Here is a 13,652-nt window from a genome sequence, read left to right as displayed (position 1 = left end):
ATGGCGGACGAACAACGGGCAATCGGCGCAGGGGATAACGCGCGCCAGGCGCGCCTCAGTCAATATCGCCGCGGATAATCTCGGCCAGCAGCGCGGCGCGCAGCGGGATATCGGCGATAATGATATGTTCATGCCTGGCATGTATGCCGGCCCCGGTCGCCCCCAGCCCGTCGAGGGTGGCGATGCCCAGCGCGGAGGTAAAATTGCCGTCGCTGCCGCCGCCCACCGCCTTGCCGGCAAGCGCAATGCCGAGGCGCCGGGCGGCCCGTTGCGCCTGCTGGAATAACGCCGTATTTTGCGGCGTTTGCTCCATCGGCGGCCGGGACATGCCGCCCGTGACCTTGATGTCGATACCCGCAACCGTGGGCGCGATACCGTTAATCGCCGCCAGCAGGCGCGCCGCCTCCGCCATATGGGTGACGCGTAAGTCCACGCCGAGCCAGGCCTGGTCGGCCACCACATTGATTTTGCCGCCGCCCTGGGCCGCGCCGACGTTCACGGTGGTGCCGACATCCGGCGCGTTCAGGCCGTGCAGGTAGAGGATCTGCCGCGCCATTTCCTGAATGGCGCTAACGCCCTCTTGCGGATTATTACCGGCATGGGCGGCGCGCCCGGTAATCCTGATATCAAAGCGGCCCACGCCCTTGCGGGCGATTTTCGCCTCATGGGTATCGGCGACGGCCGGCTCCGCCACCAGGACGCGATCGGCGCCGGTCGCCAGCCGTTCAGTCCATTGGCGCGAGCTGGGACTGCCCAGTTCCTCATCCGACGGACAGATAAACGTGACCCGGTGGCCGTGCAGCAATCCGCACTGCCGCAATGCCCGCACCGCCCATATCGCCTGGATCAGTCCCGCCTTCATATCCAGCACTCCCGGACCGAAAAGCTTGCCGTCCCGTTCGGACATCTCCAGTTCGTCAAGGTCCCACACGGTATCGAAATGGCCGAGGATACAGGTCAGCTGGGGACCCTCGCCGACGGTAAAGGCCAGGTGATCGCCAAACCTGTCCTGCAGGCAGACCTGGGCAACCGCGCCCAGGCGCTCGCCGACAATGCTTTGCAGCGCCGCGCCGCAGCGGTCCGCCGCGGCTTTGTCTAACGAAGGCGACTGCGCCGCCACCAGGCGCTTGATATCGTCAAGCAGGGCTGAAGCATGGTGTTGCAGGTAGTCTAGGGGGGTTGGCATGGGTCGGGTTCCTGTCCGGGAGAGCATGTGCGATCGGATATCTATAACGTACTCTCCGTCACATTTCCAGGTTTTACCGGCGATCGGCAGGGCAACCGGACGACTGGCGAAGCACGTCCCCGCCGGTCTGGCCGCGGTGACGGCCGGGTCTTGCTTGCGTTCATGTGCCGCCCGCCGGCGCTTATACCGGGAATATCCAGACATGCCCGGCCGGCAACGACAGCCGGCACAGCCCGTCGCGCGCGGCGCTATCGCTATAGGCGCGCACCGGGATGCCCTCGGCGGCGGTGCGGAACAGATATTCCCACCGGTTGCCCAGGTACATGCGCGTCAGGAGCGGCAGTGATAACTGATTGTCGCCGGCGTCGGCGGCCGGGTCGGCAAAACGCACCTGCTCCACCCGGATCACGGCCGCCGCCGGTTGTCCGACCGCCAGCCCCGCGCCCGCCCCGCCCCACAGCGACCAGTCCTGCCCGTCGATGCGCGCCAGACCGTCGCGCAGTTCCATGACGCGGCCGTTCAGGCGGTTGTTGCTGCCCATGAACTCGGCGGTAAACAGGCTGGACGGCGCGCCGTACATCTCCTGCGGCGTGCCCTGCTGCTCTATCATGCCGTTATTGAGCAAGAGAATACGGTCTGAAATGGCCATCGCCTCATGCTGGTCATGGGTCACCATCAGCGCCGACAGGCCGAGCCGGATAATCAGCTCGCGCAGGAATACCCGCGCTTCCTCGCGCAGCTTGGCGTCCAGGTTGGACAGCGGCTCGTCGAGCAGGATAATCGGCGGGTTATAGACCAGCGCGCGGCCGATGGCCACCCGCTGCTGCTGTCCGCCGGAGAGCTGGTGGGGATGGCGCCGGCCCAGATGGCCGAGGCCCAGCTGATCGAGCATCGCCTGTACCCGCCGGGTCAGCTCCGCTGACGGCACCTTGCGCAGCTTGAGGGGATAAGCCACGTTGTCGAATACCGTTTTGTGCGGCCACAGGGCATAGGACTGGAACACCAGCCCCAGATTACGCTCCTCCGCCGGCAGCTCAACGTTTGCCGCGCCGTCATACAACCGGGTCTCGCCGATGGCGATGCGCCCCTCGGTGGGTTTTTCCAGCCCGGCCACCGCGCGCAGCAGCGTGGTCTTGCCGCTGCCGGACGGTCCCAGCAGCGACACCACCTCCCCCTTGGCCAGTTGCATGGATACGCCGCGCAATACCGAATTATCGCCGTATTTCAGGTGCAGGTTTTCAACCGACAGCTCAATCATACATTTTCACTCCAAAACGTAAGGCGACGCCCAGGCCGAGCACGACAATCACGATATTGATAAACGACAGCGCCGCGACGATGTCGATGGCCCCCGCCGCCCACAACGACACCAGCATCGACCCGATGGTTTCGGTGCCGGGCGAGAGCAGGTACACGCCGGTGGAATATTCACGCTCGAAAATCAGGAACATCAGCAGCCAGGAACCGATAAGGCCGAAGCGCGACAAGGGAATGGTGACATGGCGGGTAACCTGGCCCTGCCGGGCGCCATGCGTGCGCGCGGCCTCTTCCAGCTCCGGCCCCACCTGTAGCAGCGTCGAGGAAATCAGCCGCAGCCCGTAGGCCATCCATACCACCGTGTACGCCAGCCAGACGCTGAAAATGGTGTTGCGCAGGGAGCGCAGCCAGACGATAAAATGCTCGCGCAGTCCGTCGGCGAACGGCAGCGCCGACAATAATCCGTCTTTCAGCGAGCGGTCCAGCCACATGGGGATAAACAAGAACACCCACAAAAACGCCAGCCCCGCCAGCAGGCCCGGCACCGCTCTGGGCACCAGCACGCTGTAATCCATAAAGCGGGTGACGCCGTCGGGTTTGCGATGCAGCGCCAGGCCGATAAACAGATAACACATCACCGCGATGGCGCCGCCAATCACGCCGATGCTGATGGAATTGACGATGGCGCGCATAAGATTGGTCTGCCCGAGGATGAGGCGAAAGGTCTTGAGCGACAGCTGCGCCCAAATATCCACCCCTACCCCCCAGTTGGTGATAAACGCGCGCAGCATCACGCCCGCCAGCGGCACGCCGATGGTGACCGTCAGCCAGACCACCACCACCACGCCCGCCACCCAGCGCCACTTGCCCAGCGGCAGCAGCCTGGCCTGCGCGGCTTTGCCTTTGACGGTGACAAAGCGGTTCGCGGTGCGCATCAGCCGCCGTTGCAGCATCACCAGGGGGATGGTGAGGCAAATCAAGACGACCGCCACCGCCGCCATCAGATGGTAGGACGGCGTGCCGAGCTTATTGGTCAGTTGAAACAGATAGGTGGCCAGCACCAGATTGCCTTCGGGGTCGCCGAGCACCAGCATCAGGCCGAACACTTCAAGCCCAAGGAAAAACAACAGCACGCAGGCGTAGAGGATCGCCGGGCGCACCATCGGCAGACTGACCGACAGCATCACCTGCAGCGGCGTGGCGCCCACCGTGCGCGCCGCTTCCTCCACATCCGAACCCACGCTCCTGAGCGCCGAGGAAATATAAAGATACGCGTGCGGCACGTGGGTCAGCCCGGCAATGACCACGATGCTGCTCATGGCGTAGATATCCCAGGGAATAAACCCCACCAGGCTTTGCGCCCAGAGGGAGAAAAACCCCACCGGCCCCGCCGCCACCACATAGCCGAACGCCAGCACCATCGGCGAGACGAACACCGGCACCAGGATCAGCGGCTCGATAAACCGGCGGCCCGGCAGGTCGGTCCTGATCATCAGGAACGCCAGGATGCCGCCGAGCGGAATGGCGATGGCCACCAGACCGAAAGCCAGGATAAAGCCGTTGCGCAGCGCCTTATAAAAATCGGGGTCGGTGAAGATAAAGCGGAACGCCTCAAGGCTTATCACCTTCGACGGTGAAAAGAACGGAGCCGACAGGAAGCTTTGGATAATAATGAATGACAGCGGTACATAGATAACCAGCGCGGTTAATAGTACCACCACGCCGCGCGGCAAACGCCGCCAGATGTTTCGCAATGTCTGCATGTGGTATCCCGTTGATCAGCGGCGATGGGGCTGCGGCTAAAGCACTGTGCGGGCGCGCTAACGCCTGGGCGCCGCGCGCCGGACGTTATGGCTATTTGTTCACCGCCGCGCGGAATTTTTTGATGAAATCCAGCCGTTTATTTTGTTCCAGGTATTCCAGCAGGCTGTCGTCCACCGGGATGGGCTTGATCGCGCCGGCCAATTTTTTAGTCATGCCGTCCAGATCGTTATCCCCGGCAATATCATTGCGCAGGGAGGTAATATCGGCCTTGTTGGCCAGCACGTCCTGCCCTTGCGGCGATAACACGTAATCCAGCCAGAGCTTGGCGGCGTTTTTATTTTGCGCTTCGTCGCTGATAAACATGACCCTGGAGAGCACCAGGATATAGTCGTTGGGATAAGAAATCCCCATGGACGGATCGGTCTTGATGCGGGCGTCGGCATAGGATCCCAGGATGTTATAGCCTATCAGGTTTTCCCCGGAGGAGACCCGTTCCAGCATGGTGCCGGTGGACGACTGTACCGACAGCCCGCCTTTTGCCGTTTGGGCAAGCTGGTCGTAGTAGTGCGGATCGGCTTTCATATCCTGTACCGCCAGCATAAAGCCGAGGGCGGATTTTTCGATATCGTAGGTGGTGACCTTGTTTTTGAAGCGGTCCGGCTGGCTTTGGACCAATTTGGCCAGCGCCGCGTGGGAGTCCGGCACTTCATTGGCCGCGATCAGCCGTTTATTATAGATAAACACCAGCGGCTCATAGGTGGTGCCGTAGGCCTTTTCTTTCCATACCGACCATTTGGGCAGGCTTTTCTCCTCAGGCGAGGCGTATGCGAGCGCATAGTCGGCGGCCAGTTTCAGCGCGGTATCCATGGAGGAGCTCCAGATAACGTCGCCGCTGTTGCCGCCGGCCGCCTGTTCGCTGATATAGCGGTTATAGAGTTCGGTGCTGTTCATATCGTTATATTCCACCTTCACCCCGGGATACGCCGCCTCGAACCCCTGGATCAGGGGTCCCGCGGCCTGGGTGTCGGTGGTGGAATAAATAACCACCTTGCCTTCTTTTTTAGCGCCGTCCACCACCTGTTGGTAATCGGCCGGATAACCCGCCGGCAGCGCCAGCGCCGGCGCGGCCGCGCCCAGTAAAACAGCAAAACCGATCATGGGTTTACAGAATTTTATCGACATGGGTCGTGTCCCATAACAATTATTGTAAGAAAAATTAACATATAGTTAAAGAATCCATGGGCGCAAGAGCGCCATTTCGTTATCTTCCCGATTTGTGAGTGGACGCATATAAAAAAATTGATGCATGGCCGGGGAGCGCCTGCACCATTTTGAGGCGGCACGCGTGGCGTCGTGGCAGGGGATGACGTCGCCGGCCAGGCGTGGCCGGCGGTATGCTTGGCTTAGAGGGAGGGGATCATGCCGCCGTCGACGCGGATCACGCCGCCGGTCATATAAGAGGCCGGGCTGCTGGCGAGGAATGCCGCCACCGCGCCGTATTCCGCGGGGTTGCCATAGCGTCCGGCGGGGATGGCCGCCGCGCTTTTGGCCGCCACCGCGTCCACGCTGACCCCTTCGCGTCCCGCGCGGGCGGCGTCAAGCTGTCCTACCCGGCGGGTGGCGATGCGGCCCGGTACCATGACGTTTACCGTGATGCCGTCGCGGGCGACCTCGGAGGCGAGGGTTTTCGACCAGCCGGCGAGTGCGATGCGCAGGGTATTGGAGATGCCCAGGTTGGCGATGGGCGCCACAATGCCGGACGAGGTACTGGTGATAATGCGGCCCCAGCCCGCCGCGCGCATGTCCGGCAACACCTTGTCGGTCAGCAGGATAAGCGATCCGACCATGGCGGAAAACTGGGCGTTCCACTGTTCGGGCGCCACGCCCGTGGCACCGCTGGGCTGGGGTCCGCCGGAATTATTGACCAGGATGCCCACCGGCCCGAGGCTGGCGCGAATATCGGCCAGTACGGCGTCAAACGTGTCCTGGCGGGTGAGATCCAGCGTCCAGGCGCGGGCGCTGCCGCCTTGTGCCGCGATAAGCGCCACGGTTTCATCAAGCGTGGTTTGCGTGCGTCCGCAGACCGCCACCTTTACGCCTTCCGCCGCCAATGCCAGGGCGATGGCGCGCCCCAGGCCGCCGCCGGCGCCGCTGACCAGCGCCACGCGCCCCTGAATGCCAAAATCCATTACCGACTCCTGATTTATTAAACTAAGGTTAAACAGCGGAGTATTCCGCCTGCGTTAAGCCTGGTGTTAGCGTTCCTGGCTGATTTTGCTGACTTTATTAAGTACGTTTTCATAGGCGGACTGCAAATGGCGGCGCATCATTTCGGCGGCTTCAGCCGTGCGGCTCTCCAGCACGGCGTCGATAATCGCCACATGTTCGCCGCACCATTCGCGCACCCGCTGCTTGTTGGTATAGCTGCCGAACTCCAGCAGCCGGCGCAGGCGGTTCTGCTGTACGATGGCCTGCAGGACAAAAATATTGCCGCTGAATTCCGCCAGCGTTTCGTGGAAACCGGCATCGGTGTCAAAAATCAGCCGTCCGTCGACGCTTAGGATATCCGGGTGGGAAATCAGGAACATATGCTGTTGTCGCAGCCGTTTAAGCGCGCTTTTGTCCGCCTGGAAACCGTCGGACAGCAGCCCGCCCGGCTCGATCATCAGCCGGAACCGGTAACCATTGCTGAGCGCCACGTCAGTATTGAGCGTCGGCAGAAACGACCAGCCGTGGCCCTTATTGCGCGCGATCAGCCCGTCCTCGGATAGCCGCAGCAGCGTGCGCGCCAGTACATTGCGATCGACGTCGTAACGCTGGGAGATTTCGATCTGGGTCAGGGATTCCGGCAGTTTGCCGGCAATGCGATCCTTGACCAGTTGTTCATACAGATCCTGATCGCTGCTGGCGGGCACGTCTATGCTGATGCGCTGGATTTCATCAAAGGGCTTGAGCAGGAAGAACCCCTGGTTGCGCCGCGTTTCGATAATGCCCAGTTCGCACAGCAGCTTCATGGCCGCGCGCACCGGGGTGCGCGATACGCCCGCCATATCCGCCAGTTGCTGCTCGCGCAGGTGGTGCCCCGGCTCGAATTTGGCCTCGCGTATCAGATCAAGGATTTGATTTGCCAGCCGCCGTCCGCTGGCCGTCGCCGTTTGAGTCATGTAGTGCGCATCCGAAAGTATTTGTTGTATATTATTATACAATATCCAATTACACAATAACACCGGAAAACAGCGCCAAAGCCCCTAAATAGTGCAGTTAATGCACCAAAAAAGAGCCTTGACAACCCCTATCAATTGTATTTAATGATACACAAAGAGCAATTACGCTTATCATCCCCGGAGCCTGACATGTCTAAAAACCTGTTTTTGCGTCGCTATGCCGTCGTTACCCTGGCCGCGTTATGTCTGGGCGCCCCCCTGATAAGCCAGGCCGCCGCGCCGGCGCTTATCAGCAAGGGCGAGCTGACCTACGGCACCGCCGCCACCTTTATGCCGTTTGAATACATGTTGGACGGCAAGATGACCGGTTTTGATATCGATTTGATCAACGCGCTTTCCGCCAAGCTGGCGCTGAAACCGCAGCCGATGTCGATGGAATTCAAGGGGCTTATCCCCGCCCTGCAGGGTAAACGCGTGGATATCATCAATTCGGCGATGTATATCAACCCGGTGCGTTCGGAGCAGGTGGAGTTTGTGCCTTACCTGAAAATAGGCAGCCGGGTGATTGTCGCCAAGGGCAACCCGGCCGGGATCACCGGCCGCGACATGTCGCTGTGCGGTAAAAATGTCGCCGTGACCCTCGGCGGCATCGAGGAAAGCCAGGCGCGGGTAACCAGCAAACAGTGCCAGGACGCCGGCAAGGCGGCCATTAACGTGATGACCTTCCCGGCGGGCACCGATTCGGCGGTGGCGGTGGCGCAAAATCGCGCCGACGCCGAGTTTACCTCCACGCCGGGCGCCGTGGCGCTGCTGAGCGAAAAGGCCGATACCTTCGAGACCACCGGCGATGAGTTCGAGGCGGATACGCATATCGGTTTTGCGGTGCGCAAGGGTGATGAGCAGATGAAAACCCTGCTGGAAACCGGCCTGAAACAACTCGTTGCCGACGGCACCTACCAGAAATTGATCGCTAAATGGCGGTTCCCCGCGTCGGTGGCTATTTTTTGATCTTAAAGACGATTACCGACCGGTCACGGCGTTTAAGGAAAGTTCATGTCCCTTGATCTTGTTTGGCAGTACCTGTTCTCACCGGCGTTTATGCAGGGCGCGTTGATGACCCTGCTGTTAACGGTGTGTTCGCTTTTTTTCGGCATCATCATGGGATTGGTGCTGGCCCTGTTGCAGGAATCCCGGTTGCGTGTCTGCAAAGGGCTGGCCTTTTTTTACCTCTGGCTGTTTCGCGGGACGCCGGTGCTGTTCCAGATCATTTTTGTCTATAACGTCCTGCCCGGATTCGGCGTGCGTTTTTCGGCGTTTACCTGCGCGATCCTGGCGCTGTCGCTGAACGAAGGCGCGTATATGGCGGAAATCCTGCGCTCCGGCCTGCAGGCGGTGCGCAGCGGGCAGCGCACCGCGGGCATGGCGCTGGGCATGACCGGCGGTCAGATCATGCGCAAGATCGTGCTGCCGCAGGCGGCGAGAATCGTGCTGCCGCCGATGGGCAACCAAATGATCAGCATGCTGAAATCCAGCGCCCTGGTCTCGGTGATTGCCGTGCAGGAACTGCTGCTGATAGCCAACCAGACCGCCAGCGCCAGCTTTCGCTATTTCGAGGCCCTGTGCGCCGCCGGTATCTACTACCTGGTGCTGACCACCCTCTTTATGCTGGGACAGGCCTGGCTTGAACGCTACCTCGACCCGAAAAAACGCAGGAAGCCCGCCTTGTCATTCACCGAACGCCTGTTGCGCGGCACCACCAGCGCGACACACTGAGGGAACGTAGATGAAAAGCACAAAACCGGTACTTGAAATCATCGGCATCGATAAACACTTCGGCGCCCAGCATGTGCTGAAAAACTGCTCGCTTAACGTGGCCGAGGGCGACACCGTGGTGCTGATTGGCCCCTCCGGATCGGGCAAATCCACCCTGCTGCGCTGCGTCAACCTGCTCGAGCCGATTCAAGGCGGCGCCATATTTTTCCGCAACCAGGATATTTCCCACGCCGATATCAAGCCGCACCGTCTGCGCCAGGACATCGGCATGGTATTTCAGAGCTACGAGCTGTTTTCCCATCTCACCGCCGCGGAAAACATCATGCTGGCGCCGATGACGGTACGCGGCGTCGGCCGCGCCGAAGCCCAGGCCCAGGCGCTGGAGCTGCTGGGCAAGGTGCGCATTCCGGACAAGGCCGATGCGTTTCCCGACGAATTGTCCGGCGGCCAGCAGCAACGGGTGGCCATCGCCCGCGCCCTGGCGATGAAACCCAGGCTGATGCTGTTTGACGAACCGACCTCGGCGCTGGATCCGGAAATGATCCGCGAAGTGCTCGACGTGATGGCCGATCTGAGCGCCGAGGGCATGACCAGTATCGTGGTGACCCATGAGATGGGCTTTGCCCGGCGCGCCGCCAACCATATCGTTTTTATGGAAAACGGCGAAATCATTGAAAACGCCCCAAGCGAGAAGTTTTTTGGCGGCGACGTGAGCGAGCGGGCGCAGCGCTTCCTCGATCAGATATTGCACTGATATCCACCCTACGCCCTCGTCGGGGGCTTTTTATTCACCTCAGGAGATGTCGATGAGTCTTTCATCGCCCGATATCGGCAGGATGAAACGCGATCTTGCCGCGCTGGTCGCAATCAATACCGAAAACCCGCCGGGGCGCGAGCGCGAGGCGGCCGAACATATCAGCGGACTGCTGGCCGACGCCGGCTTTGACCTGGCCCTTAGCGAATACCTGCCGGGCCGGACCAATGTGATCGCGCGCCTGGAAAACGGCCCCGGTCCCTGCTTCGCCTTTAACACCCATATCGATGTGGTGCCGGCGGGCGCCGGCTGGAGCCAGGATCCGTTCGTGCTCACCGAGCGCGACGGCAAACTCTACGGGCGCGGCTCCTGCGATGCCAAGGGTCCGCTGGTGGCGATGCTTGAAGCCATGCGGATGCTGGCGGCCAATCCGGACAGCTGGCGCGGCACCCTGATGGGCATTTTTGTCGCCGATGAGGAGGTCGCAAGCGAAGGCGCCAAATTCTACGTGCGCGAAGCGCCGGCGAAAATCGATTACGCGGTCATCGGCGAACCCACCTCCAATACCACTTACTCCGCCCATAAAGGCAGCCTGCGTCCGCTGGTGCGGGTACATGGCGTCACCGCGCACTCCGGCACGCCGGAGCTGGGCGAAAACGCCATTTTCCGCGCGGCGCAACTGCTGGGGCTGGTGGAGCACGCTCACCAACACAGCGTGCGCTGCCATTGCCATCCGCTGGTGGGATCCGCCAGCCTGACGGTGACGCGCATCAGCGGCGGCCATGCGGATAACGTGCTGCCGGACAGCTGCGAGCTGCTGCTGGACCGGCGGATGGTGCCTGGCGAAGACGAAGAGCGCGTTAAGCAGGAGCTGCGCGATTTGCTTACGCTTGCGCACGATAAGTTCGGCGTGCGCAGCGAAATCATCACCTTTAAGCCGACCACCGGCGGCGCGACGGAAACCGATTCCGGCGACCCCATCGTGCTGGCGGGCCTGGACGCCTGCCGCGCCCAGGGCAACGCGGAGCCGGGGCCGTTCGGCTTTCAGGGCGGTTGCGATCTGGTGCATTTTCGCAGTCTCGGCACCAAGGGCATCGTCATCGGCCCGGGGTCGCTTGCCGACGCGCATAAGCCCGATGAGTTCGTGCCCATCGATGAATTTATCGCCGCCAGCGTTATCTATCGCGACGTGGCGCTGGCGATGATGAGCCGCTAAGGAGCCACAGTGAAAGCCACATTATATCGCGCCGCGCTGCGCTATCCCCATTTGCGTCTGTATACCGCCTCCTCGGGAAGCGTGGCGTCGCTTGACGAACTTTACCTGCTGCTGGAAGACCAGGGCCGCCAGGGACTGGGCGAGGTGCGGGTGAATATCGCCTACCTCAACGGCTACAGCCCGCAACAGGTCCTGGACGATGTCATTCGCGTCCTGGGGCTTATCGATCTTGACCTGGACGCCCGCGGGCTGCTGGCCGCGCTGAATAGCCGGACGCACCGAAGCCTGGCGCCGACACGCATGCTGCTGGATATGGCGCTGCATGATCTGCTTGCCCGGCAGGCCGGGGTGAGCGTCGCCCGCTGGCTGGACGGTGAAACGACCGGGGATCACCGCCCTGCGGGCATCGCGTTATCTGCGGGCGCCGGCGCGGCGATCGGCCAGGGCGTTAGCCCCATTGCGCCAGTGGACGCCGGCGCGGCATTACCGCCGGTACGCTATCACACCAACCAGACGCTGTTCTGGTCCACGCGCGAACAGATGCTGCAACAGGCCGAAACCTATGTGGATCGGGGTTTTACCGAGCTGAAACTGCGGGTCGGCGTGGCCGGATTCGACCAGGATCTGGACCGCGTCGCCGCCCTGCGCCGTCGTTTCGGCGCGGGCATCAACCTGGCGGCGGACGCCAACGGCCAATGGCCGGCGAGCGAGGCCCTGGCGCGCCTGCGGGCCTTGGCATCCTATGATTTGAGCTATATGGAACAGCCGATTGCCGACGGCCATGCCGACCATCCCGACCATGGCTATGCGGCGCTGGCCGACGCCAGCCCCATTCCGCTGATGCTGGACGAGAGCATGAGCAGCGAGGCGGATCTGGCGCGTATTATCGGCCTGGGCGGCAAGGTATGGGCACACCTGAAGCTGGTGAAAATGGGCGGCGTCGGCCCGGCTTACGACGCCGCGCGGCGGCTTAACGCCGCCGGCGTGCCCTTTATGATCGGTCAGATGAACGAGGGCGCCGCCGCCACCGCCGCCGCCCTGCACACCGCCTGCGCCGCCCGGCCGGCGTTTGCCGAACTGTACGGCGCCGACGGGCTGGGCAACGACCCGGTCGACGGTCTTATCTATTCCCAAGGGCTGGTCAGCAGCCCGAGCGCGTGCGGGTTGGGGGTCAGTTTTGACCCCGCGCGCGCGCAATTTATCCAGGAGTTCATTAAATGACGACACCAACGACAGCAGTGACCAAAACCCCGTTGCCCGATCTGGGCCGCGTGGTGCCGGGCGGCGAATCCGCCTTTCTCCAGGAGGAGTATCGCGGGCGCATCGAGCGCGCGCGCGCGCTCCTGATCCAGGCCTCTTTGGATGTGATGGTCATCACCAGCCCGGAGAATATTTTTTACCTGACCGGCCAGCAGACCCCGGGCTATTACACCTTTCAGACCCTGGTGCTGCCGGTGGACGGCGAGCCGGTATTTGTGATCCGCCAGCTGGAGTATTTCAATTTTATTTCCAATACCTTTATCCGCGACGCCGCCATTTATACCGACGGCGATAATCCGGTGAATTTCCTGCTCGGCGTTCTGAAGGAACGCGGCTGGACCCAACGGCGCATCGGCATCGATAAACGCGGCTGGTTTTTGCCGATCGCCGTTTATGAGGCGTTACAGGCCGAATTGGGCGTGATTCACGACGCGGCGGGCGTGATTGAACAGCTGCGCGCGGTGAAATCCGCCGCCGAGCTGGAAAAAATGGCCCACGCCGCCCGCTATGTCGACGCGGGCATGCTGGCCGGGCGCGCCGCCATCCAGGCCGGCGCCACCGAGAACGACCTGGTTGCCGCCATGATGGGCGCCGCCATTGCCGCCGGCTCCGAATATATGGGCATGGAGCCGCTGGTATCCTCCGGCCCGCGCACCGGCGTGCCGCACGGCACCTGGCGCCGGCGCAAAATCGCCGACGGCGATCCTATTTTCCTGGAAATGGCCGCCACCCACGACCGCTACCACGCGGCGCTGATGCGTTCCGCATGGCTTGGCAAGCCGCCCGCCGTGGCGCTGGAAATGGAAAAAACCTGTCAGGAAGCCCTACAGGCGGCCCTGGACGCCATCCGCCCCGGCGCGACCTGCGAAGCCCCGCATATCGCCTGCCAAAAGGTGATCGACCGCGCCGGGTATACCGATAACTTTAAAAAACGCACCGGCTATTCCATCGGCGTGTCATTCGCGCCGGACTGGGGCGAGGGGGCGATCCTCAGCCTGTACAGCGGCATTACCACCGAACTGCGCCCGGGCATGACCTTTCATATCCCGCCGGCGCTCAGGATCTACGGTGAATTTACCGTCGGCGTCAGCGAAACCATCGTGGTGACGGAAACCGGCTACCGGGTGCTCGGGTCGGTGGATCGCCCGCTCTACCGCCTGTAATCCTCTGGCGGACCCCGGCCGCCGTCCCGTGCCCGGCGCGCGGACGGCGCCCTGCCCGTCCGGCGTTTTTTCCGCCGCGAGGCGTTGCTTAAACCGTCGCCCGGCCACGCTACCG

Annotated in this window: 12 protein-coding genes; 6 read left to right on the top strand and 6 right to left on the bottom strand. The window is 62.2% G+C overall.

Features of this window, described 5'->3' with window-relative positions:
* Positions 1-55: 55 nt before the first annotated feature.
* From VGC33_RS16970 to VGC33_RS16945, 6 genes are all read right to left on the bottom strand, one after another.
* Positions 56-1,186 carry a M20 family metallopeptidase gene (locus VGC33_RS16970; protein WP_331121945.1) on the bottom strand — a complete coding sequence of 377 codons (1,131 nt, stop codon included), beginning with the start codon at positions 1,184-1,186 and terminating at the stop codon, positions 56-58.
* 181 nt (positions 1,187-1,367) lie between these two features.
* Positions 1,368-2,444, bottom strand: coding sequence for an ABC transporter ATP-binding protein (locus VGC33_RS16965; RefSeq protein ID WP_331121944.1), 1,077 nt, complete (start codon positions 2,442-2,444; stop codon positions 1,368-1,370).
* Positions 2,437-4,206 carry an ABC transporter permease gene (locus tag VGC33_RS16960; protein ID WP_331121943.1) on the bottom strand — a complete coding sequence of 590 codons (1,770 nt, stop codon included), beginning with the start codon at positions 4,204-4,206 and terminating at the stop codon, positions 2,437-2,439. Before VGC33_RS16960 ends, VGC33_RS16965 begins: the two co-directional genes overlap by 8 nt.
* A gap of 91 nt (positions 4,207-4,297) precedes the next feature.
* Complete coding sequence (locus VGC33_RS16955; protein ID WP_414636952.1) at positions 4,298-5,365, bottom strand: ABC transporter substrate-binding protein; 1,068 nt, start codon at positions 5,363-5,365, stop codon at positions 4,298-4,300.
* Positions 5,366-5,610: 245 nt separating this feature from the next.
* Positions 5,611-6,396 (bottom strand): SDR family oxidoreductase, encoded by a 786-nt coding sequence (locus VGC33_RS16950; RefSeq protein WP_331121941.1) that lies wholly within the window; start codon positions 6,394-6,396, stop codon positions 5,611-5,613.
* Positions 6,397-6,462: 66 nt separating this feature from the next.
* Positions 6,463-7,371 carry a GntR family transcriptional regulator gene (locus VGC33_RS16945; RefSeq protein ID WP_331121940.1) on the bottom strand — a complete coding sequence of 303 codons (909 nt, stop codon included), beginning with the start codon at positions 7,369-7,371 and terminating at the stop codon, positions 6,463-6,465.
* 189 nt (positions 7,372-7,560) lie between these two features.
* Between VGC33_RS16945 and VGC33_RS16940 the strand changes: the two genes are divergently transcribed.
* Genes VGC33_RS16940 through VGC33_RS16915 form a run of 6 tightly spaced genes read left to right on the top strand, consistent with a single transcriptional unit; the run spans position 7,561 to position 13,537 of the window.
* The gene (locus VGC33_RS16940; protein ID WP_331121939.1) at positions 7,561-8,379 is read left to right on the top strand and encodes an ABC transporter substrate-binding protein; all 819 of its coding nucleotides are present in this window, start codon (positions 7,561-7,563) and stop codon (positions 8,377-8,379) included.
* Between the two features lie 45 nt (positions 8,380-8,424).
* A complete protein-coding gene (locus tag VGC33_RS16935; protein ID WP_331121938.1) occupies positions 8,425-9,144 on the top strand; it encodes an amino acid ABC transporter permease in 720 nt (239 codons plus the stop codon).
* 10 nt (positions 9,145-9,154) lie between these two features.
* On the top strand, positions 9,155-9,898 hold the full coding sequence (locus tag VGC33_RS16930) for an amino acid ABC transporter ATP-binding protein (RefSeq protein WP_331121937.1): 744 nt from the start codon (positions 9,155-9,157) through the stop codon (positions 9,896-9,898).
* 52 nt (positions 9,899-9,950) lie between these two features.
* Positions 9,951-11,114, top strand: a complete 1,164-nt coding sequence (locus tag VGC33_RS16925; RefSeq protein WP_331121936.1) for a M20 family metallopeptidase — start codon at positions 9,951-9,953, stop codon at positions 11,112-11,114.
* A 9-nt stretch (positions 11,115-11,123) separates the two neighbouring features.
* Positions 11,124-12,335 carry a mandelate racemase/muconate lactonizing enzyme family protein gene (locus VGC33_RS16920; protein ID WP_331121935.1) on the top strand — a complete coding sequence of 404 codons (1,212 nt, stop codon included), beginning with the start codon at positions 11,124-11,126 and terminating at the stop codon, positions 12,333-12,335.
* Positions 12,332-13,537 (top strand): M24 family metallopeptidase, encoded by a 1,206-nt coding sequence (locus VGC33_RS16915; RefSeq protein WP_414636950.1) that lies wholly within the window; start codon positions 12,332-12,334, stop codon positions 13,535-13,537. Before VGC33_RS16920 ends, VGC33_RS16915 begins: the two co-directional genes overlap by 4 nt.
* Positions 13,538-13,652: the final 115 nt, after the last annotated feature.

Source organism: Acerihabitans sp. (assembly GCF_036398755.1).
Lineage (GTDB): Bacteria > Pseudomonadota > Gammaproteobacteria > Enterobacterales > Enterobacteriaceae > Acerihabitans.
This window is presented reverse-complemented; position numbering and strand designations above follow the sequence as displayed.

Coding starts and splice junctions, on each gene's coding strand:
- VGC33_RS16955 (WP_414636952.1), bottom strand. CDS start 5,365: ATGATCGGTTTTGCTGTTTTACTGGGCGCGGCCGCGCCGGCGCTGGCG.
- VGC33_RS16965 (WP_331121944.1), bottom strand. CDS start 2,444: ATGATTGAGCTGTCGGTTGAAAACCTGCACCTGAAATACGGCGATAAT.
- VGC33_RS16945 (WP_331121940.1), bottom strand. CDS start 7,371: ATGACTCAAACGGCGACGGCCAGCGGACGGCGGCTGGCAAATCAAATC.
- VGC33_RS16935 (WP_331121938.1), top strand. CDS start 8,425: ATGTCCCTTGATCTTGTTTGGCAGTACCTGTTCTCACCGGCGTTTATG.
- VGC33_RS16960 (WP_331121943.1), bottom strand. CDS start 4,206: ATGCAGACATTGCGAAACATCTGGCGGCGTTTGCCGCGCGGCGTGGTG.
- VGC33_RS16925 (WP_331121936.1), top strand. CDS start 9,951: ATGAGTCTTTCATCGCCCGATATCGGCAGGATGAAACGCGATCTTGCC.
- VGC33_RS16970 (WP_331121945.1), bottom strand. CDS start 1,186: ATGCCAACCCCCCTAGACTACCTGCAACACCATGCTTCAGCCCTGCTT.
- VGC33_RS16950 (WP_331121941.1), bottom strand. CDS start 6,396: ATGGATTTTGGCATTCAGGGGCGCGTGGCGCTGGTCAGCGGCGCCGGC.
- VGC33_RS16930 (WP_331121937.1), top strand. CDS start 9,155: ATGAAAAGCACAAAACCGGTACTTGAAATCATCGGCATCGATAAACAC.
- VGC33_RS16915 (WP_414636950.1), top strand. CDS start 12,332: ATGACGACACCAACGACAGCAGTGACCAAAACCCCGTTGCCCGATCTG.
- VGC33_RS16940 (WP_331121939.1), top strand. CDS start 7,561: ATGTCTAAAAACCTGTTTTTGCGTCGCTATGCCGTCGTTACCCTGGCC.